Here is a 19,013-nt window from a genome sequence, read left to right as displayed (position 1 = left end):
GGGAATGAGACGACGATGAGCCAGGCGCAGGATCACGACCAGACCGCGGGTCCCGCCGTGCCGCAGACCCGCACCGCACGCCACCGCCGGATCGTGGACATCCTCAACCGGCAACCGGTGCGCTCGCAGAGCCAGTTGGCGAAGCTTCTCGCCGACGACGGGCTGACCGTCACCCAGGCGACGCTCTCCCGGGACCTCGACGAGCTGAACGCGGTGAAGATCCGCAACACCGACGGCGACCTCATCTACGCGGTCCCGAGCGAGGGCGGCTTCCGCACCCCGCGCGCACCGCTGGGCGGGTCGGCGAAGGAGGACCGGATGCGGCGCCTGTCCGCGGAGCTGCTGATCTCCGCGGAGGCCTCCGCGAACCTCGTGGTCCTGCGCACCCCGCCCGGCGCGGCGCAGTTCCTCGCCTCGGCCATCGACCAGGCGGAACTGCAGGACATCCTCGGCACCATCGCCGGCGACGACACCCTGCTGCTGATCAGCCGCGACCCGCTGGGCGGCCAGGCCCTGGCGGACCACCTGCTGCGCCTGGCCCAGAACGGCCACTGACCCCCTCCGGGCTGGTCGACTGGGCCAAGTACGGCGAGGCGTGCTTCAAGGGAGGTCTCCAGACCGTGGCCGTGGGAGCCGTTACCGGAGCGTCCGAGACGGGCGTTGGGGCCGCCGTGGCCTTCGGGGGTGGTTGTGCCACAGACGTTGGCCTGGAGGTGCTGTCGGACCACGGGCCGAACGGCTCAGGGTCCGCCAGCAAGGCGATCGACTACGTCCTCAGGGCAACCTTGCACAGCCCGGCCGCCCATCGGCCGCTTCACCAGGAACAGAACCCCTGCCTCTCGGCGGGGGCCGTTACCCCTGGCGCGAGGGCACGCCGCTCGCTCGACGGCGCCGCCGGGGCAGGTAGGCCGGACAGAACACGGGGAGGTGCGCACACGGCGCACCTCCCCACCCCACCCGAAGGATGCTCTTTCCGCCGAACGGCCGGGGGCTCACCCCAGCCGCCCGGCCAACCCCCCGGTGCACCGGACCTCGTCGCCCGCCGTGATCAGGAGGGCCTCGACGCCCGGGAGGGACTCCAGCCAGGCCAGGCCCTCCCGGGAACCCATCGCGAAGGCCGCCGTCGCCCAGCAGTCCGCCCAGGTCAGTGACGGGGCCACGACGGTCACCGCGACCAGGTCGGTGACCGCGGAGCGGCCGGTGCGCGGGTCGACGATGTGGGCGCCGCGTTCGGCGGTGCCGGAGGTGGCGACGGCCAGCTCGTCCGTGCCGCCTGCGGAGATCACCGCGGCCAGCCCGCCGGGCCGCAGCGGGTCCGACACCCCGACGCGCCACGGCCGCTGGGGTCCCGGCGTGCCGAGCAGCTGGACGTCGCCGCCCCCGTTGACGCTCACCCCGCTCGCGCCCGCCGCCGCGAGGAGCCGCGCCGCGCGCTCGGCGGCCCAGCCCTTGACGATGCCGGTCGGGTCGAGCCGTCCCTCGTAGCGCAGACTGAACCAGCCCTCGCTGGTCCGCTCCGCCTCAGCGCCGAGCGCCAGCACCTCGGCGACCAGCGGATCGCACTCCTCGACGGTCAGCTCACCGCGGGCCAGCCGGGAGAGCTCGCTGTCCTCGCGGTACGTGCTGAAAACCTCGTTCACCCGGTGCAGTCGGGCGACGGCCTCCTGGAGCGCCGCCGCCACCGCACCCGGTTCCCCGCCGCGGACGTCGAAGGAGAAGACCGTCCCCATGACCTCCTCCGCATGACGTACCGCGGCGGGAGCTTCCGCAGGATCGGCCACCGTGTCAGCCACCGGCCTGATCCAGCGCCGACTGCAGCGACTGCTTGTAGCCGCTGCTGGTGTACGTCGCCCCGGACACCGAGTCGATGTCGGCGCTGCCGGCGGCCACCGCCTCCTGGTTGAGCCTGGGCACGGACAGCGCGGTCTTCTGGTCGCTGGTCCCGCCCTTCGGCGCCTGGATCGTCTCGGCCTTGGTGATCTTCCCGCCGCTGACGGTGATCCGGACCTGGACGGGCCCGTACTGCGTCTGCGCCACGCTGCCGGTGACGGTCCGGGTGATCTCCGCGCCGCCCGAGCCCTTCGAGGCGCCCGAACCGGCGGGGGCGGAGGCGCTCCGCGAGGCGCCCGCGGCGGGCTGGGCCGCCTTGGCCTTGTCCAGCGCCGACTGCAGGGACTGCTTGTAGCCGTTGCTGGTGTACGTCGCCCCGGAGACGGCGTCGATGTCCGCGCTCTGCGCCGCGAGAGCTTCCTGGTTGAGCTTGGGCACGGACAGCGCGGTCTTCTGGTCGCTGGTCCCGCCCTTCGGCGCCTGGACGGCCTCCGCCTTGGTGATCTTCCCGCCGCTCAGGGTCAGGCGCACCTGCACCGCGCCGTACTGGGTCTGGGCCACGGCACCGGTGACGGTGCCGTTCCCGGCCGCCTCGGCGCCGCCCTGTGCCGCCTCCTGGGCCGGCGCGGTCTGCTGCGGGGCCGCGCCGCCCGCCGCCGCCGCGGACGCCGGGTCGGACGCCGGCTTCAGCGACAGCAGCAGCACGACTCCCGACACGGTCGCGGCGGTGGCCAGCACGACACGCCGGATGGGGTGACTCTTCCTCATCTGGTTGAGCTCCTGAAGTCCCGTCGCTCACATCTCGAACGACTCGTGATGGATGCGGCGGGCGGGAACCCCCGCGCCGCGCAGTGCTTCGTAGACGGACTGCGCGAAGCCGTTCGGCCCGCACATGAACACGTCGTGGTCGTCGATGTCCGGCAGCTTGCGCCGCAGGCTCTCCGCGGAGATGTCCGGGCGTTCCCCGTCCGGGCTGTTGACCGCGTACATGAGCCGGGCGCCGCGCTCGTCGGCGATGGCCGCGAGCTCGTCCCACAGCGCCAGGTCCTGGGTGCTGTTGGCCCGGTAGAGCAGGGTGATGTCGCCGGACGCGCCCGGCAGCGTCTCGAACAGGGCCCGCATCGGGGTGATGCCGACACCGCCCGCGACCAGCAGCACCTTGCCCCGGCTGCGCCGGCTCGCGGTCAGCGCGCCGTACGGCCCCTCCGCCCACACCTTCGTGCCGGGTGTCAGCTCGCGCAGCCCGGCGCTGTGGTCGCCGATCGCCTTCACGGTGATCCGCAGCATGTCGGGGCGGGGCGCCGCCGACAGCGAGTAGGGGTGCGAGCTGAAGCGCATGCCCGGGGCGAGGAACCGCCAGCGGAAGAACTGACCCGCCTCCGCGCCCATCCGGTGCAGCTTCCGCCCGCCGATGAGGACCGACACGATGCCCGGCGTCTCCTCGATGACCGCCTCGACCCACATGCGGTGACGCAGGTTCAGCCGGATCGGGGTGAGGATGCGGTACCAGACGACCAGGGCGGTGACCGAGCCGTACAGCGCGTACCAGACCGTCTTGGCGACCGGCTCGACCGCGAAGTCGTTGCCGGTGGTGAGCTGGTGCCAGAACGTCAGGAACACCGCCGCGTACGTCATCAGGTGCACGTGGTACCAGGTGTCGTACGGCATCCGGCGGCGGATCCCGCCGATCGAGACCAGCCCGATGAGCAGCAGCAGGCCGGCGCCGATGGCGGCCTTGCCCATGTCGGGCAGCTGGTTGATGGAGTCCGTGGTCTGCTGGACGATGTCGCCGAGTGACTTGCCGGCCTGCAGGGCGTAGCCCCACATGGTCAGGAAGATGTGGGCGAGGACCAGGCAGAGCGTGTAGCGGCCGCTCATCGCGTGCCAGCGGGCGACCCGGTCGGAGCCGACCCGGCGTTCCAGCGCGGGCACCCGGGCCATCTGGAGCACCACGAGCGCCATCAGGTAGCCGGCCAGCAGGCCGGTGATCCGGCCCGCGTTGAGGATCTTGCCGTTGTCGTCGGGGATCGACGCGGTGTTGTGCCACCACAGCCACAGCACGCCGGCCGCGCCGGCCCAGACGGCGATCAGCAGGATGGTCGCCGGCGAACGGCGCGGGCGGATGCGGCGCATCGTCTGGCGGCGGGCGGCGCGGCCGCCTGCGAGCGTCGTGGTCACGGTTCCTCCGGGGACGGGGCAAGGGGGGTGGCGTGGTCCCTCGGTCCTCAGATACGTGCCGTGGCGCCGGTGTGTTCAGCTACCGGCTGAGTCCAGTGCGGACTGGAGTGACTGGCGGTAACCGTCACTCGTGTACGTGGCACCCGAGACGGTGTCGATCGAGGCGCTCTGCGCGGTCAGGGCCTCACTGCGCAGCCGGGGAAGGGCGTAGCTGTTGATCTCCTGGTCCCGTGGGTTGTCCGTGGGGTAGGTGACGGCCGTCACGTCGGTGAGCTTGCCGTTCTTCAGCGTGATCCGCACCTGGACGGGACCCCAACGGGTCTGGACGGTGTCCCCGGCCACGGACTTGGAGCTGCTGGAGCCGCTGGTGGACCCGCTTCCCGACGTACCGCCGGACCCGCCTCCCGACCCGCTCGACGCGCCCGCCGAAGGGGCGGTGGACGGTGCGGTCGCCGGCGCCGACACGGCGATCTGCGGGGTCGTGTGCGGCTTCAGGGACAGCAGCAGCACCATCCCGGACACGGTGGCGGCGCTCGCCAGCACGATCCGGCGCAGCGGACGGTTCTTCTTCAGCGCGTGCACGTCTGCGGCCCCGATTCTTCCTGCCTCACGGCTTCCTGCCTCACTGCTCTCAGAGCTCGAATCTCAGAGCTCGAACGACTCGTGGTGGATACGGCGGTCGGGCACACCGGCGGCGCGCAACGCCTCGTACAGGTCGCGGGCGAACCCGTGCGGCCCGCAGAGGTACACGTCGTGCGCGGCGAGGTCGGGCACCGCCCGGCGCAGCGACCCCGCGGTGAAAGTCGGGCGCCGGCCGTCCGCCCCGTTCAGCGCGTACAGCACCTTCGCGCCCCGCCACCGCGCGATGGCCTCCAGCTCGCCGCCCAGCGCCAGGTCCTCGGACCGGCTCGCCCGGTACAGCAGGGTCACCTCGCCCGGCAGCGTCTCGAACAGCGCCCGGAGCGGGGTGATGCCGACGCCGCCGCCGATCAGCAGCGCCTTCGGCGCGGTACGCCGGTCGGCGGTGAGGGAGCCGTACGGACCCTCCGCCCACACCCGGACCCCGGGCCGCAGCAGGGGGACCGCCGCGCTGTGGTCACCGAGCGACTTGACGGTGATCCGCATCAGGTCGGGGCGGGGCGGCGCCGACAGGGAGTACGGCGTGGAGGTCCACCACATGCCCTCGGTGAGGAACCGCCAGCGGAAGAACTGCCCGGCCTGCGCGCCCAGTTCGTCCAGGCGCCGCCCGCGTACGACGACGGACCACACGCCCGCCGCCTCCTGGTGCACCGACTCGACCCGCAGCCGGTGCCGCAGGTTCAGCCGCACCGGCACCAGGACGCGGAACCAGACGACCAGCGCCGCGACCCCCAGGTACAGCGCGTACCAGGCGGCCTGGACCGGGCCGCCGCCGGTGAGGTCGGTGCCCAGCTGGACCTGGTGGAAGAAGGTGAGGAACACGGCCAGGTAGGTGAGCAGGTGCACGTAGTACCAGAACTCGAAGCCGACCCGCCGCCGCACGGCACGCGCCGACGTGATGCCGACCGCGAACAGGATCACCGTGCCGGCGGTCGCCTTCAGCATGTCCGGATAGTCGAGGACCACCGTCAGCGTCTCGTGCACGAACGACGCGCCGTCCTGGGCGGCGTACCCGGTGAGGATCAGCACGATGTGCGCGACCAGCAGACAGACCGTGTATCGGCCCGCCATCGCGTGCCAGCGCGCCACCCGGTCGGAGCCGATCCGGCGCTCCAGCAGCGGCACCCGGGCCATCATCCCGACGAGCACCGCGCAGGCGTAGCCGCACAGCAGTCCCGCGATCCGCCCGGCGTTCGTCAGCCAGCCGGCCGTGCCGACCACCGACCCGGCGTTCAGCCACCACGCCGCCACCGCGGCCGCGGCCCCGGCCCACAACAGGGCGAGCAGCGGGGCCGCGGGGGAGCGGCGGGCGGCGGGCGGCACCGGCGGTGCCGTCGTCCGCTCGTGCAGGGTGGTCATGGGTGCGACCTTTCTTCCGTCCTGGCCACCACTGTGCGGGCCCAACCTCTGAGCACGCTCTCAACCGGCACCCGCCGAGCGCACTCAGAGGAAACTCAGAGGGTGCGCGGGCGCCGGCCGCCGTGCCGAGGGGCGATCCTGGAGAGGCGATGAACACCACCCGCTCCGGCCGCCCCGCGCTCACCCGCCCCGACGGCACGCCCCTGCGCGTCCTCGTCGTCGACGACGACCCCGACCTCGCCGAGGTGCTGTGCGGCGCCCTGCGCTACGAGGGCTGGCAGGTGCGCGCGGCCGGCGACGGCGCGTCGGCGGTCACCGCGGCCCGCGACCTGGCGCCGGACGCCGTCGTGCTGGACGTGATGCTCCCCGACACCGACGGCTTCGCCGTGCTGCGCTCGCTGCACGCGGTGCTGCCGGAGGTCTGCGTGCTCTTCCTCACCGCGCGGGACGGAGTGGAGGACCGCATCGCGGGCATCACGGCGGGCGGCGACGACTACGTCACCAAGCCGTTCAGCCTGGAGGAGGTCGTCGCCAGGCTGCGCGGGCTGCTGCGCCGCGCCGGGATGGCCCGGCAGCTGGAGGAGGGGCCGCGGCTGGTCGTCGGCGACCTCGTGATGGACGAGGAGGCGCACGAGGTGACCCGCGCGGGCGAGCTGGTCGAGCTGTCCCCGACCGAGTTCGAGCTGCTGAGGTTCCTGATGCGCAACCCGCGCCGGGTGCTGAGCAAGGCGCAGATCCTCGACCGCGTCTGGTCCTACGACTTCGGTGGCCGCGCCCATGTCGTCGAGCTGTACATCTCCTACCTGCGCAAGAAGGTGGACGCGGGCCGAGAACCCATGATCCACACGGTGCGCGGGGCCGGGTACGTGCTGAAGCCGGTGTCCCGGTGAGGCCGGCGCGCGAGGGGCTGCGGCGGGTGGCGGCGGGCTGGGCGCGGATCCGTGCGGCCACCGCGCGGCGCGTGCGGTCCGGCCGGGCGGGAACGGCACGCCGGTCGGGGACGCGGTGGTCGCGACGCCTGCCTTGGCCGCACACGCTGCGCGCCCGGCTCACCGTGGGTCTCGTCGTCCTGCTCGCCGTCAGCTGCGCCGCCGTGGGCGTGGCCGCCGTACTGGAACTCGACGGGTTCCTCACCGGCCGCCTCGACGAGCAGCTGAGCGAGACCGGGAACCGGTTCCCGGCGAGCCTGGAGCACAACGGGAAGCCGCCCGGCCAGAAGGACGACCACGACGGCGACGAACACGGCGACACCCGCCGGCAGGGCTCCGGCACGCTCGGCGTGCGGCTGGTCGGCGGCTCCGTCACCAACGCGGCGGTCGTCCCCTCCGGCGCGGCCACCACGATGCTCGCGGTGCGCCCTACCGCCGAGGACGCGCGGCGCCTCGCCACGGTCCCGGCCGACGGCAGGGGCCACAGCGTCGACCTGTCCGGACTGGGCGACTACCGGGTCATGGCGACGACCGGCCTCGACGGCGACGTCCTGATCACCGGTCTGCCCCTGGAGCCGGTCGAGGCCGCCGTGCACCGCCTCGAACTGGTCGCGGGCGTCGTCTTCGGCGCGGCCCTCACCCTCACCGGCGTGGTCGGCGCGCTCTGGGTGCGCTGGTCGCTGCGACCGCTCAGCCGGGTCGCCGCCACCGCCACCCGGGTCAGTGAACTCTCGCTGGCCAGCGGGGAGGTGGTGCTGCCGCGGCGCGCCCCCGACCCCGACCCGCGCAGCGAGGTGGGCCGGGTCGCCGCCGCCTTCGACCGCATGCTGCGCCATGTGGAGGACGCGCTCACCGAACGTCACGCGAGCCAGGAGCGGTTGCGCAGCTTCGCCGCCGACGCGAGTCACGAACTGCGCACGCCGGTCGCCTCGGTCCGCGGGCACGCCGAACTCGCCCTGCTGCACCCGGGCCCGGTGCCGCCGGAGGTCGCCCGGGCCCTGGAGCGCATCGCCGCCGAGTCCTCCCGGATGAGCGCCATGGTCGACGAACTCCTGCTGCTGGCGCGGCTGGACGCGGGCCGCCCGCTGGAACGCGTCCCCGTCGACCTGACGCACCTGGTCCTGGACGCGGTCACCGACGCCCGGGCCGTCGGCCCCGGCCACCGCTGGATGATGGAACTGCCCGAGGAACCGGTCACGGTGACCGGCGACGAACACCGTCTGCACCAGGCGCTCGCCAACCTGCTGGCCAACGCCCGCCTGCACACCCCCGCCGGCACGAAGGTGACGGTGTCCCTGGAGAGGGACGGCGCGGCGGCCGTCCTCGCCGTCCACGACGACGGGCCCGGCGTCGCGGCCGACATCCGCCCGGGCGTCTTCGAACGCTTCACCCGGGCCGACCGCCGGGCCAAGGGCGCGGGCGGGGGCGGGGGCGCCGGCCTGGGCCTGGCGATCGTCGCCGCGGTGGTGGAGGCCCACGGCGGGACCGTGGACCTGCAAAGCCGCCCGGGCGCGACGACGTTCACCGTCCGCATGCCGGCACCGGACGACGGCCCCGGCGGGACGCCGTAGCACCACGGCGGCCCGGGTCGCCGTACGGGGAGGTACGGCGACCCGGGCCGCTGCACGCGGGCTCCGGCTGGACCGGAGGACTGCCCGTGGCCGCCCCGGCCGGCGCTTCTTCGGGGCGGCCACAGCGCCTGTCACGTCACTTGGTGAGCGTGCAGGCGGCCAGGGAGTCGAGACCGGTCGGCTTGGCCGCGGTGCGGCCGATGGAGATCGCGATGCGGTCGATGGTCGACTTCCGCTTGTCCGCCAGCGGGCCGAGAATCGCGTTCTGGACGAAGTTGGGGCCGCCCTGGCCGACGGTGTCGACCAGGCGCTTGTTGGCCTCGGCGATCTGCGTGTTGAGCAGGGTGAGGTTGCGGGTGACCTCGGCCTGGGCGGTGGCGGGGATCGCGGGCAGCTTCGAGGCCACGTCCGGGCAGCTGATCGTGCCCGCGGCGGCGGTGTTGCCGGTGTTGCCCCCGGCCTGCTGGCCGGCGGTCGCCGCCGCGCTCGGGGTGGCCGCCCCGTTGTTCGCGGCCCCGCCGTTGTTCGCGGCCCCGCCGGTGTTGACGCCGCCCGCGTTGAGGGCACAGGGCGCCAGCGCGTCCAGGCCGGTCGGCTTGGCGGCCGTCCGCCCGATCGCCGTCGCGATGCGGTTGACCGTGGCCACCCGCTTGTCCTTCAGAGGGCCGAGGATCGCGTTCTGGACGAAGTTGGGGCCGCCCTGGCCGACGGTGTCGACCAGGCGCTTGTTGGCCTCGGCGATCTGCGTGTTGAGCAGGGTGAGGTTGCGGGTGACCTCGGCCTGGGCGGTGGCGGGGATCGCGGGCAGCTTCGAGGCCACGTCCGGGCAGCTGATCGTGCCGGGGCTGGCGAGCGTCCTCGCGGTGGTGCTGCCGCCGCTCTTGGGCGTCTCCCCGGCGAGGGCGGAGGTGACGACCACCGCGCCGGACAGCGCCAACGCGGCGGCGCCGCCGATGACCGCGACACGACGCTTGTTGTACTTCGGAAGGGCCCTGGACATGCGGATGCCTCACTCGGGGTCGAGAGGTGACGGGGGTGATTCGGTTGACCGACGCGGCGCCTGCGTCTGGCGAGAGGTACGGGAAAGCGGTTTCGCATGTTCAACGACCCTTCGAAATTCCTTCACACGCTCCCTCACGCGCGGTACTCGATTGACGATTCATGCGGAGTACTGCATACTCATGCATATCAGCGAATGCACCGGTAGAGGAGAATCCCGTGGCCGAGCGCGTCGTACTCGCCTACTCAGGCGGTCTGGACACCTCCGTCGCCATCGGCTGGATCGCCGAGGAGACGGGCGCCGAGGTCATCGCCGTCGCGGTCGACGTCGGCCAGGGCGGCGAGGACCTCGACGTCATCCGCAAGCGCGCCCTCGCGTGCGGCGCCGTGGAAGCCGAAGTGGCTGACGCCAGGGACGAGTTCGCCGACGAGTACTGCCTCCCGGCGATCAAGGCCAACGCCCTCTACATGGACCGCTATCCGCTGGTCTCCGCCCTCTCCCGGCCGGCCATCGTCAAGCACCTCGTCGCCGCCGCCCGCAAGCACGGCGCCGGCACGGTCGCCCACGGCTGCACCGGCAAGGGCAACGACCAGGTCCGCTTCGAGGCCGGCATCGTCGCCCTCGCCCCCGACCTCACGTGCATCGCCCCGGTCCGCGACTACGCGATGACCCGCGACAAGGCCATCGCGTTCTGCGAGGACAAGCGGCTCCCGATCGCCACCAGCAAGAAGTCCCCGTACTCCATCGACCAGAACGTCTTCGGGCGCGCCGTGGAGACGGGCTTCCTGGAGGACATCTGGAACGCCCCGATCGAGGACATCTACGAGTACACCTCGAACCCGGCCACCCCGCGCGAGGCCGACGAGGTCGTCATCACCTTCGCGGCAGGCGTCCCGGTCGCCCTCGACGGCAGGCCCGTCACCGTGCTCCAGGCCGTCCAGCAGCTCAACGAGCGCGCCGGTGCCCAGGGCATCGGCCGGATCGACATGGTCGAGGACCGGCTCGTGGGCATCAAGTCCCGCGAGGTGTACGAGGCTCCGGGCGCGATCGCCCTGATCACCGCCCACCAGGAGCTGGAGAACGTCACCGTCGAGCGTGAACTCGCCCGCTACAAGCGCCAGGTCGAGCAGCGCTGGGGCGAACTGGTCTACGACGGCCAGTGGTTCTCCCCGCTCAAGCGCGCCCTGGACGGCTTCATCGAGGAGGCCAACCAGCACGTCAACGGTGACATCCGGATGACCCTGCACGGCGGCCGCGCGGTCGTCACCGGCCGGCGCTCGCAGACCTCGCTCTACGACTTCGACCTCGCCACCTACGACACGGGCGACACCTTCGACCAGGCCGCGGCCAAGGGCTTCATCGACATCTACAGCCTGTCGTCGAAGATCGCCGCGAGGCGCGATCTCGCGTAGGGGCCCGTGTCCCCTCGCACGCACTAGCCTGGCAGCCGCCTCCTCACGCCTCGCGAGACCTTCCGCGGGTGGGGAGGCGGTCGCACATCGACACCTCCGAGGAGCAACGCAAGTGAGCAGCAACAGCGGTGACGTTCGGCTCTGGGGCGGCCGTTTCGCCGACGGTCCCGCCGAGGCCCTGGCGAAGCTGTCCGCGTCCGTCCACTTCGACTGGCGGCTCGCCCCCTACGACATCGCCGGGTCGCGCGCCCACGCCCGCGTCCTGCACAAGGCCGGACTCCTGACCGAGGACGAGCTGACCCGGATGCTCGGCGGCCTCGACCGGCTCGAAGCCGACGTCGCCTCGGGCGAGTTCACCGGCACCGTCGCCGACGAGGACGTGCACACCGCCCTGGAGCGCGGTCTCCTGGAGCGCCTGGGCCCCGACCTCGGCGGCAAGCTCCGCGCGGGCCGCTCCCGCAACGACCAGGTCGCGACCCTCTTCCGGATGTACCTGCGCGACCACGCCCGGATCATCGGCGGCCTGATCGCCGACCTCCAGGACGCGCTCACCGGCCTCGCCGAGGCGCACCCGGACGTGGCGATGCCCGGCCGCACCCACCTCCAGCACGCCCAGCCCGTGCTCTTCGCCCACCACGTCCTCGCCCATGCGCAGTCCCTGTCCCGGGACGCGGAGCGGCTGCGCCAGTGGGACGAGCGGACGGCCGTGTCCCCGTACGGCTCCGGCGCCCTGGCCGGCAGCAGCCTCGGCCTCGACCCCGAGTCGGTCGCCAAGGACCTCGGCTTCGAGCACGGCAGCGTCGCCAACTCCATCGACGGCACGGCCTCACGCGACTTCGTCGCCGAGTTCGCCTTCATCACCGCGATGATCGGCGTGAACCTCTCCCGGATCGCCGAGGAGATCATCCTGTGGAACACGAAGGAGTTCTCCTTCGTCACCCTGCACGACGCCTTCTCCACCGGCTCGTCGATCATGCCGCAGAAGAAGAACCCGGACATCGCGGAGCTGGCCCGGGGCAAGAGCGGCCGGCTCATCGGCAACCTGACCGGCCTGATGGCGACCCTCAAGGCGCTTCCGCTGGCCTACAACCGCGACCTCCAGGAGGACAAGGAGCCGGTGTTCGACTCCTGCGACCAGCTGGAGGTCCTGCTGCCCGCCTTCACCGGCATGATGGCCACCCTCACCGTGCACCGCGAGCGCATGGAGGAGCTGGCCCCGGCCGGATTCTCGCTCGCCACCGACATCGCGGAGTGGCTGGTCAAGCAGGGTGTGCCGTTCCGCGACGCGCACGAGGTGGCCGGTGAGTGCGTGAAGGTGGCCGAGGCGGAGGGCAAGGAGCTCGACGGTCTGACCGACGAGCAGTTCGCGAAGATCTCCGCGCACCTGACCCCCGAGGTCCGCTCCGTCCTCAACGTCCCCGGCGCGCTCGCCTCCCGCGACGGCCGCGGCGGTACGGCGCCCAGCGCGGTCGCCGTGCAACTCGCCGACGTGAAGGCCGACGTGGCCGCGCAGCACCGGTGGGCCACCGCGAAGCACAAGATCTAGCGGTCGGGTGGGACAGGGGCGTCGCGGGTTAGGTTGGTCGCGAGCCGTACCGGAGCCGACCGAACGGAGCCCGTGATGCCCTTCGCCCGACTGGCCTCAGCGACGACCCCCACCTGCCACATCGGCCTGGGGCTCGCCGCGGTCGGCCGACCCGGCTACATCAACCTCGGCCGGGAGCGGGACCTCCCGGCCGACCGCAGCGTCGGCGCCCTGCGCGCCCGCACCCACGAACTCCTCGACGCGGCCTACGCCCAGGGCGTCCGCTACTTCGACGTGGCCCGTTCCTACGGCCGTTCGGAGGAGTTCCTCGCCGACTGGCTGGGCGACCGGCCCGGCGTCGAGGACGTCGTCGTCGGCAGCAAGTGGGGCTACACCTACACCGCGGGCTGGTCCACCGAGGCCGAGCGGCACGAGGTGAAGGACCACAGCCTTGAGACGTACGAGCGGCAGCGCGCCGAGACGGCCCAGCTGCTCGGCGACCGGCTCGACCTCTACCAGATCCACTCGGTGACCCCGGACAGCCCGGCCCTCACCGACAAGGAACTGCACGCGAAGCTGGCTCAGGCCGCCGCGGGCGGCCTGAGCATCGGCTTCTCCACCAGCGGCCCCGCGCAGGCCGACGCCGTCCGTGCCGCCCTGGCCGTGACCGTCGACGGCGAGCCCCTCTTCCGTACCGTCCAGTCCACGTTCAACGCCCTGGAGACCTCCGCGGGACCCGCCCTCGCGGAGGCCCACGACGCCGGACTCACGGTGATCGTCAAGGAGGGCATGGCCAACGGGCGCCTCGCCGGGCCCGAGGCGCCCGACGCGCTGAAGGCGGTGGCCGAGGAGACCTCCCTCGGCTGCGACGCCGTCGCCCTCGCCCTGGTCCTGCGCGAGCCCTGGGCGGGCGTCGTCCTGTCCGGCGCCGCCACCAGCGGGCAGCTCGCCTCCAACCTGCACGCCGCGGTCGTCGACCTCGACGAGGAGCAGACCGCCCGGCTCGCCGGCCTGGCCGAGGACCCGCGCGCCTACTGGGCGCGGCGCGCCGGCCTGCCCTGGCACTGAGCGGCGACGCGCACGCGGCTCCACGACCACGAACCATGCCCACCCACAGCCATGAGGCTTACGCGCCCAGAATGAGACATCACTGTCTCATCTGCGGTACGCTTGTCTCATGGCTGTCGATCGTGACCACGTGCTGCGCACCTCCGCGGCCCTGCTGACCCGCAAGTCGACCGCGACCATGGACGAGGTCGCTAAGGCCGCGGGGATCAGCCGGGCCACGCTGCACCGCCTCTTCGCGGGACGCGACGCGCTCGTGCGGGCGCTGGAGTCGCTCGGCATCGCGGAGTGCGAGGCGGCGGTGGCAGCCGCCCGCCTCGACGACGGCCCGGCCCAGGACGCCCTGCGCCGCTTCGTGCGGGAACTCGAACCCGCCGCCGCGCTGCTCGCCTTCCTCTACACCGAGAACCAGCTGTTCGAGGGCGAGCAGCAGAACGCCGGCTGGGGCCGGCTCGACGCCCGTATCTCCGCCCTGTTCCGGCGCGGCCAGGACACCGGCGAGTTCCGCATCGACCTCACCCCCGCCTGGCTCACCGAGGCGCTCTACGGCCTGATGGCCTCCGGCGCCTGGGCGGTCGCGGAGGGACGCGTGGCCCGCAACGACTTCACCCACATGATCGTCGAGCTGCTGCTCGGCGGCGCACTCAGGAGAGAGGAATCATGACCAGCACCCTGCAGCCGGCCAGGACGAACGAGGCGGTGACGCGTCCGGGCCGCTGGCTCGCGCTGTCCGTCCTCGTGCTCGCCGTGCTGCTGGTGGCCGTCGACGCGACCGTCCTCGGTCTCGCGACCCCGTACATCAGCGAGGACCTCCAGCCCACCGGAACCCAGCTCCTGTGGATCGGTGACGTCTACTCCTTCGTCATCGCCGGCCTGCTCGTCTCCATGGGCAGCCTCGGCGACCGCATCGGCCGCAAGCGGATCCTGCTGGTGGGCGCCACGGCGTTCGGCGCGATATCCGTCCTCAACGCCTACGCCACGACACCGGAGATGATGATCGCGGCCCGGGCGCTGCTCGGGGTCGCCGGCGCGACGCTGATGCCGGCCACCCTCGCCCTGATCCGCAACCTCTTCCACGACCCGCGCGAACGCAGCCTTGCCGTCGGCGTCTGGGGCGCCACCGCGTCGGCGGGCACGGCCGTCGGACCCATCGTGGGCGGCTTCCTGCTGGAGCACTTCTGGTGGGGCTCGGTCTTCCTGATCAACCTGCCCGTGATGGCGGTCCTCGTCGTCGTCGGCATCCGCCTGCTGCCGGAGTCGCGCACCCCGAACCCCGGCCCGTGGGACCTCACCAGCGTCGCGCTGTCACTGGTCGGCATGATCGGCGTGGTCTACGCCGTCAAGGAGGCCGCCGCCCACGGCCTGACCTGGGAGTCGTCGGCCGTCGGCCTGCTGGGCGCGGCCGCGCTGTGCGGCTTCGTACGCCGCCAGTTCACTCTGCCGACCCCCCTGCTCGACATGCGCCTGTTCCGCGACCGCGGCTTCAGCGGGGCGGTCCTGGCCGACCTGCTGACCGTTCTCGGCCTGTCCGGCCTGGTGTTCTTCCTGTCGCAGTACCTGCAACTCGTCCAGGGCAGGCCGCCGTTCGAGGCGGGTCTCGCCGAACTCCCGGCCGCCGTCGGCGCGGTGGTCGCCGGCCTGCTGGCCGGCCGCGCCGCCCGCCGCTTCTCGGTACGCGCCGTCGTCTCCGGCGGCCTCGCCGCGATCGGCCTGGCGCTGGCCTCGCTCACGGTGCTCGACCGGTCCACCGGCTACCCCCTGCTCGGGGCGGCGCTGCTGGTGGTCGGCGTCGGCGCCGGGCTCTCCTTCACGGTGACCGCCGACGTGATCCTCGGGTCCGTCCCCAAGGAACAGGCGGGCGCCGCGTCCGCCGTCTCGGAGACGGCCTACGAACTGGGCGCGGCCCTGGGCATCGCCGTCCTCGGCTCGATCGTCACCGGCGTCTACGGCGGCTTCACCGCGCCCGCCGGCACACCCGCCGGAGCGCACGAGTCACTGGGCGGGGCACTGGAGGCGTCGACCACGATGCCCCCGGCCACCGGCGAGGCCATGCTGTCCTCGGCCCGTGACGCCTTCACCGAGGGCCTCACCCTGGCCTCGGCCGCAGGCGCGGCGGTCCTCCTGCTCACAGCGGCAGCAGCCTGGCCCCTACTGAAAAACCAACGCCTGGATTCCCACGAGTAACCCGCACGAGAGACACCCCGACAGGAGTGCGGGGAACGAAGCGCCAAGCCCCGGCGCCCACCCAAATCCGACGCAGGGCCACCAACCATTCGGGGCGCGGGGAACTGCGCGCCAAGCTCTCACGCACCGGCACCCGAATCACGAGCCGGACGCCCGAAAGTCACCCGGTGGCCGAAAAAACCGACGCAAGGTCACTAACCATTCGGGGGCGCGGGGAACTGCGCGACAGCCCCCGACGGACCCGCACCCGAAAGACGAGCCGGACGGCGAAAGGTCACCGGGCAGCCACTCGACACCGACGCGAGGTCACCCACCATTCGGGGGCGCGGGGAACGGCGCGCCAAGCCCCGACGGATCCGCACCCGAAAGACGAGCCGGACGGCGAAAGGTCACCCGGCGGCCGCTCGACACCGACGCGAGGTCACCAACCCGACAGGGGCGCGGGGAACGGCGAGACAAGCCCCCACCCACCCGCGCCCGAATCACAGTGGCCCCGCCGCCTCCGCTACGCGGCCTTCGCCTTCGTCGCGTACATGTCCACATACTCCTGCCCGGAGAGCCGCATGACCTCCGTCATCACGGAGTCCGTGACCGCCCGCAGCACGTACCGGTCCCGGTCCATCCCCTCGTACCGAGAGAACTCCATCGCCTCGCCGAACCGCACGGTGACCCGTCCCGGACGGGGCATCCCCGCACCCCCGGGCTGCAGCTTGTCCGTACCGATCATCGCGAACGGCACGACCGGCGCCCCGGTCATCAGGGTCAGGCGGGCGATACCCGTGCGGCCCCGGTACAGGCGGCCGTCGGGCGAGCGCGTCCCCTCGGGGTAGATGCCGAAGACCCGGCCCTCCTCCAGGATCCGCCGGCCCGTCATGAGCGCCGCCACCCCGCCCCGGCCGCCGTCACGGTCCACCGGGATCATGCCGACCCCGATGAAGAACCAGGCCATGAGCCGTCCCTTGAAGCTCTTGCCGGTGACGTACTCGTCCTTGCCGATGAAGAAGACCTGCCGGTCGCACACCAGCGGAAGGATCATCGAGTCGATGAACGTGAGGTGGTTGCCGGCCAGGATGACCGGACCGTCACCCGGGATGTGCTCCACGCCTTCCACCCGGGGGCGGAACATCAGGCGCATGATCGGTCCGAGCACTGCCTTGATGAACGCGAAGCGGGACAACGGGTCCTCCGGTGTCAAGGGATTCTGTATGAGTCTGTGCAGGTGAGGACATTACTCGCGGTCCGGGGGGTCTTGCACATCGGGTTCACCCAGGTCTTACGCACTGTTGACGCGTGTTTACCTGCGGCGCCCCGCCGTCGCGGGCCGGTAACCCGCCCGGAACCATGTGACACAGGTCGCTCCGTGCCGGCCACTTCACGCGTACCCCGCCCCGCCGACCCGATGCCGACGCGCCGTCACCCGTCCCTTCCCAGCCGACATCACCCGTCACCCGCGTGTTCCGTCGCAGGTCTCCCGCCCGTCATGGACACGCACCTACCATCGGCCCGCACTGACGAGTCGACGGCAGGAGGCGGCCATGGGAACGCAGCAGTCGCAGGAACCGCAGGAGTCACCGCAACAGTCCCGCGGGACCGGACGCAGGGCGCTCCTCGGCGCGGCGGTGCTCGGCGCGGGCGGGGCGGTCCTCGCACTGTCCGGGACCGCGCAGGCGGCCGGGGCCGCGCACGGCGGCGGGGGACTGAAGAGCCTGCCGGTGCCGACGATCATCGGGCACCGCGGCGCCAGCGGCTACCGGCCGGAGCACACCTTCGGCTCGTACGAGCTCGCCCTGGACCTGGGCGCCGACATCGTCGAGGCCGGTGACCTGGTGCCCACCAGGGACGGCCATCTGGTGTGCCGGCACGAGCCGGAGATCGGCGGCACCACGGACGTCGCGCACCACCCGGAGTTCGCCGGCCGCAGGACCACCAAGGTCCTCGACGGGGTCTCCACCACCGGCTGGTTCACCGAGGACTTCACCCTCGCCGAGCTGAAGACGCTGCGCGCCGTCGAACGCATCCCGGCCAACCGTCCGCACAACACCCTCTACGACGGCCGCTGGGAGATCCCCACGTTCGAGGAGGTGCTGCGCTGGCAGGACGAGCAGACCCGCCGGCGCGGCAAGCAGGTCTTCATCTATCCCGAGACCAAGCACCCCACCTACTTCCGCAAGCTGGGCCTGGGCCTGGAGGAGCGGGTCGCCAAGCTGCTGCGCAAGTACGGCAAGGACAGGCGGAACTCGCCGGTCGTCCTGCAGTCCTTCGAGCCCACCAGCGTCCAGCGGCTGAACGAGCTGGTCGACAACCCCCTGGTCGTCCTGCTCTCCACCGCGAACAGCCGCCCCTGGGACTTCGTCGAGTCGGGGGACCCCCGCACGGTCGCCGACCTGATCACCCCCAGGGGCCTGCGGGAGATCGCCGGCTACGCGCAGGGCATCGGCCCGACGCTCGACCTGGTCATCCCGAAGGACGCGGACGGCAGGCTGACCACGCCGACGACCCTGGTCGCCGACGCGCACAAGCGGGGCCTGATCCTGCACCCCTACACCATGCGCAACGAGAACCCCTTCCTGCCCGCGGAGTTCCGCAAGGGCACGGACGCCGACGGCTACGGCGACGCGTTCGGCGCCTTCAAGGCGTACTTCGCGACCGGCATCGACGGCGTCTTCACCGACAACGCCGACACCGGCCTGCTGGCCCGCGCGGACTTCGTCAACGGCTGAGCGCCCCGACCCGGTTGGGGTGACAGCCGGCCGTCCGGGCAACCCCCGGCCCGGACGGCCGCGTCGTGCCGCATATGACGCACGACCTGCTCGTCACCCTGCGCCCCCTGCTCACCGCCGAGGCCTCCGCCGAGGCGCACGCCTCCGGAACCGACCCGGGCGACCTCGAACAGGAGGTGTGGCTCCGCCTCCTGGAACGCCTCGACTCCGCCGGCCCGCCCGTCGACCCGCAGGGCTGGCTGCGCCGGACCGTCCGCTCCGAGGTGCGCCGCAGCCGCCGTACCACCCGCCTCGAACGCCCCTACGACACCGAGCCCACCGATCACGGCGCCCCCGGCCCGGAGCAGCTCGCCCTGGCCGCCGCCCGGCGCCGCACCCTGCGGGACGCGGTGCGCCGGCTGCCGGGCCGCTGCCCCCGCCTGCTGGAGGCCCTCCTCTCGCCGAAGGACCTCACGTACCGCGAGATCGCGGGTGAGTTGGGTATGTCACAGGGCAGTCTTGGTCCGGAACGTTCCCGATGTCTGGGATGTCTTCGTCGTTTGCTCACGCCGGAGGTTGCGGCCCGTGGAGGGCGGGGATAGGAGTGAGGGACAACAGGTGA

The 19,013-nt window shown here is 72.5% G+C and carries 17 protein-coding genes; 10 read left to right on the top strand and 7 right to left on the bottom strand.

Going from position 1 to position 19,013, the window contains the following annotated elements; all coding sequences use genetic code 11:
• Window positions 1-15: 15 nt before the first annotated feature.
• Window positions 16-555, top strand: a complete 540-nt coding sequence (locus ABZT03_RS26760) for an arginine repressor (RefSeq protein WP_356043573.1) — start codon at window positions 16-18, stop codon at window positions 553-555.
• A gap of 437 nt (window positions 556-992) precedes the next feature.
• On the opposite strand, the gene ABZT03_RS26755 is transcribed toward ABZT03_RS26760, so the two are convergent.
• The 5 genes from ABZT03_RS26755 to ABZT03_RS26735 all read right to left on the bottom strand — a co-directional run bounded on the left by ABZT03_RS26755 (window position 993) and on the right by ABZT03_RS26735 (window position 6,006).
• The gene (locus tag ABZT03_RS26755) at window positions 993-1,793 is read right to left on the bottom strand and encodes an FAD:protein FMN transferase (protein ID WP_356043571.1); all 801 of its coding nucleotides are present in this window, start codon (window positions 1,791-1,793) and stop codon (window positions 993-995) included.
• Window positions 1,786-2,598 (bottom strand): FMN-binding protein, encoded by an 813-nt coding sequence (locus ABZT03_RS26750; RefSeq protein WP_356043568.1) that lies wholly within the window; start codon window positions 2,596-2,598, stop codon window positions 1,786-1,788. Before ABZT03_RS26750 ends, ABZT03_RS26755 begins: the two co-directional genes overlap by 8 nt.
• A gap of 27 nt (window positions 2,599-2,625) precedes the next feature.
• Entirely contained in the window at window positions 2,626-4,008 is a 1,383-nt protein-coding gene (locus ABZT03_RS26745; protein WP_356043566.1) for a ferredoxin reductase family protein, read from the bottom strand.
• Window positions 4,009-4,083: 75 nt separating this feature from the next.
• Complete coding sequence (locus tag ABZT03_RS26740; RefSeq protein WP_356043563.1) at window positions 4,084-4,590, bottom strand: FMN-binding protein; 507 nt, start codon at window positions 4,588-4,590, stop codon at window positions 4,084-4,086.
• Between the two features lie 63 nt (window positions 4,591-4,653).
• Window positions 4,654-6,006, bottom strand: a complete 1,353-nt coding sequence (locus ABZT03_RS26735) for a ferredoxin reductase family protein (protein ID WP_356043560.1) — start codon at window positions 6,004-6,006, stop codon at window positions 4,654-4,656.
• A gap of 149 nt (window positions 6,007-6,155) precedes the next feature.
• On the opposite strand from ABZT03_RS26735, the gene ABZT03_RS26730 reads away from it, so the two are divergent.
• Window positions 6,156-6,896: a response regulator transcription factor gene (locus tag ABZT03_RS26730; RefSeq protein ID WP_356043558.1), complete on the top strand. Its 741-nt coding sequence runs from the start codon at window positions 6,156-6,158 to the stop codon at window positions 6,894-6,896.
• A 128-nt stretch (window positions 6,897-7,024) separates the two neighbouring features.
• Window positions 7,025-8,506 (top strand): HAMP domain-containing sensor histidine kinase, encoded by a 1,482-nt coding sequence (locus ABZT03_RS26725; protein WP_356043628.1) that lies wholly within the window; start codon window positions 7,025-7,027, stop codon window positions 8,504-8,506.
• Between the two features lie 136 nt (window positions 8,507-8,642).
• On the opposite strand, the gene ABZT03_RS26720 is transcribed toward ABZT03_RS26725, so the two are convergent.
• Window positions 8,643-9,506: a hypothetical protein gene (locus tag ABZT03_RS26720; protein WP_356043557.1), complete on the bottom strand. Its 864-nt coding sequence runs from the start codon at window positions 9,504-9,506 to the stop codon at window positions 8,643-8,645.
• 218 nt (window positions 9,507-9,724) lie between these two features.
• On the opposite strand from ABZT03_RS26720, the gene ABZT03_RS26715 reads away from it, so the two are divergent.
• The 5 genes from ABZT03_RS26715 to ABZT03_RS26695 all read left to right on the top strand — a co-directional run bounded on the left by ABZT03_RS26715 (window position 9,725) and on the right by ABZT03_RS26695 (window position 15,692).
• Complete coding sequence (locus ABZT03_RS26715) at window positions 9,725-10,918, top strand: argininosuccinate synthase (RefSeq protein ID WP_356043556.1); 1,194 nt, start codon at window positions 9,725-9,727, stop codon at window positions 10,916-10,918.
• Between the two features lie 112 nt (window positions 10,919-11,030).
• Window positions 11,031-12,464 carry an argininosuccinate lyase gene (argH, locus tag ABZT03_RS26710; RefSeq protein WP_356043554.1) on the top strand — a complete coding sequence of 478 codons (1,434 nt, stop codon included), beginning with the start codon at window positions 11,031-11,033 and terminating at the stop codon, window positions 12,462-12,464.
• A gap of 75 nt (window positions 12,465-12,539) precedes the next feature.
• Complete coding sequence (locus ABZT03_RS26705) at window positions 12,540-13,511, top strand: aldo/keto reductase (protein WP_356043552.1); 972 nt, start codon at window positions 12,540-12,542, stop codon at window positions 13,509-13,511.
• Between the two features lie 109 nt (window positions 13,512-13,620).
• Entirely contained in the window at window positions 13,621-14,172 is a 552-nt protein-coding gene (locus tag ABZT03_RS26700; protein WP_356043550.1) for a helix-turn-helix domain-containing protein, read from the top strand.
• Window positions 14,169-15,692 carry an MFS transporter gene (locus ABZT03_RS26695; RefSeq protein WP_356043547.1) on the top strand — a complete coding sequence of 508 codons (1,524 nt, stop codon included), beginning with the start codon at window positions 14,169-14,171 and terminating at the stop codon, window positions 15,690-15,692. Before ABZT03_RS26700 ends, ABZT03_RS26695 begins: the two co-directional genes overlap by 4 nt.
• 505 nt (window positions 15,693-16,197) lie before the next feature.
• Here ABZT03_RS26695 and ABZT03_RS26690 read toward each other — a convergent pair.
• Window positions 16,198-16,869, bottom strand: a complete 672-nt coding sequence (locus ABZT03_RS26690; RefSeq protein WP_356043626.1) for a lysophospholipid acyltransferase family protein — start codon at window positions 16,867-16,869, stop codon at window positions 16,198-16,200.
• 358 nt (window positions 16,870-17,227) lie between these two features.
• On the opposite strand from ABZT03_RS26690, the gene ABZT03_RS26685 reads away from it, so the two are divergent.
• Both ABZT03_RS26685 and ABZT03_RS26680 read left to right on the top strand, forming a co-directional pair.
• On the top strand, window positions 17,228-18,412 hold the full coding sequence (locus ABZT03_RS26685) for a glycerophosphodiester phosphodiesterase (RefSeq protein ID WP_356043544.1): 1,185 nt from the start codon (window positions 17,228-17,230) through the stop codon (window positions 18,410-18,412).
• A 74-nt stretch (window positions 18,413-18,486) separates the two neighbouring features.
• The gene (locus ABZT03_RS26680) at window positions 18,487-18,993 is read left to right on the top strand and encodes a sigma-70 family RNA polymerase sigma factor (protein WP_356043541.1); all 507 of its coding nucleotides are present in this window, start codon (window positions 18,487-18,489) and stop codon (window positions 18,991-18,993) included.
• Window positions 18,994-19,013: the final 20 nt, after the last annotated feature.

It is taken from the genome of Streptomyces sp. NPDC005574, assembly GCF_040605435.1.
Taxonomy (GTDB): Bacteria; Actinomycetota; Actinomycetes; order Streptomycetales; family Streptomycetaceae; genus Streptomyces.
Note: the sequence above shows the minus strand (reverse complement) of the source record. Positions and strands in the feature narration are given on the sequence as shown.

Coding starts and splice junctions, on each gene's coding strand:
- ABZT03_RS26735 (WP_356043560.1), bottom strand. CDS start 6,006: ATGACCACCCTGCACGAGCGGACGACGGCACCGCCGGTGCCGCCCGCC.
- ABZT03_RS26730 (WP_356043558.1), top strand. CDS start 6,156: ATGAACACCACCCGCTCCGGCCGCCCCGCGCTCACCCGCCCCGACGGC.
- ABZT03_RS26750 (WP_356043568.1), bottom strand. CDS start 2,598: ATGAGGAAGAGTCACCCCATCCGGCGTGTCGTGCTGGCCACCGCCGCG.
- ABZT03_RS26705 (WP_356043552.1), top strand. CDS start 12,540: ATGCCCTTCGCCCGACTGGCCTCAGCGACGACCCCCACCTGCCACATC.
- ABZT03_RS26695 (WP_356043547.1), top strand. CDS start 14,169: ATGACCAGCACCCTGCAGCCGGCCAGGACGAACGAGGCGGTGACGCGT.
- ABZT03_RS26720 (WP_356043557.1), bottom strand. CDS start 9,506: ATGTCCAGGGCCCTTCCGAAGTACAACAAGCGTCGTGTCGCGGTCATC.
- ABZT03_RS26760 (WP_356043573.1), top strand. CDS start 16: ATGAGCCAGGCGCAGGATCACGACCAGACCGCGGGTCCCGCCGTGCCG.
- ABZT03_RS26685 (WP_356043544.1), top strand. CDS start 17,228: ATGGGAACGCAGCAGTCGCAGGAACCGCAGGAGTCACCGCAACAGTCC.
- ABZT03_RS26700 (WP_356043550.1), top strand. CDS start 13,621: ATGGCTGTCGATCGTGACCACGTGCTGCGCACCTCCGCGGCCCTGCTG.
- ABZT03_RS26680 (WP_356043541.1), top strand. CDS start 18,487: ATGACGCACGACCTGCTCGTCACCCTGCGCCCCCTGCTCACCGCCGAG.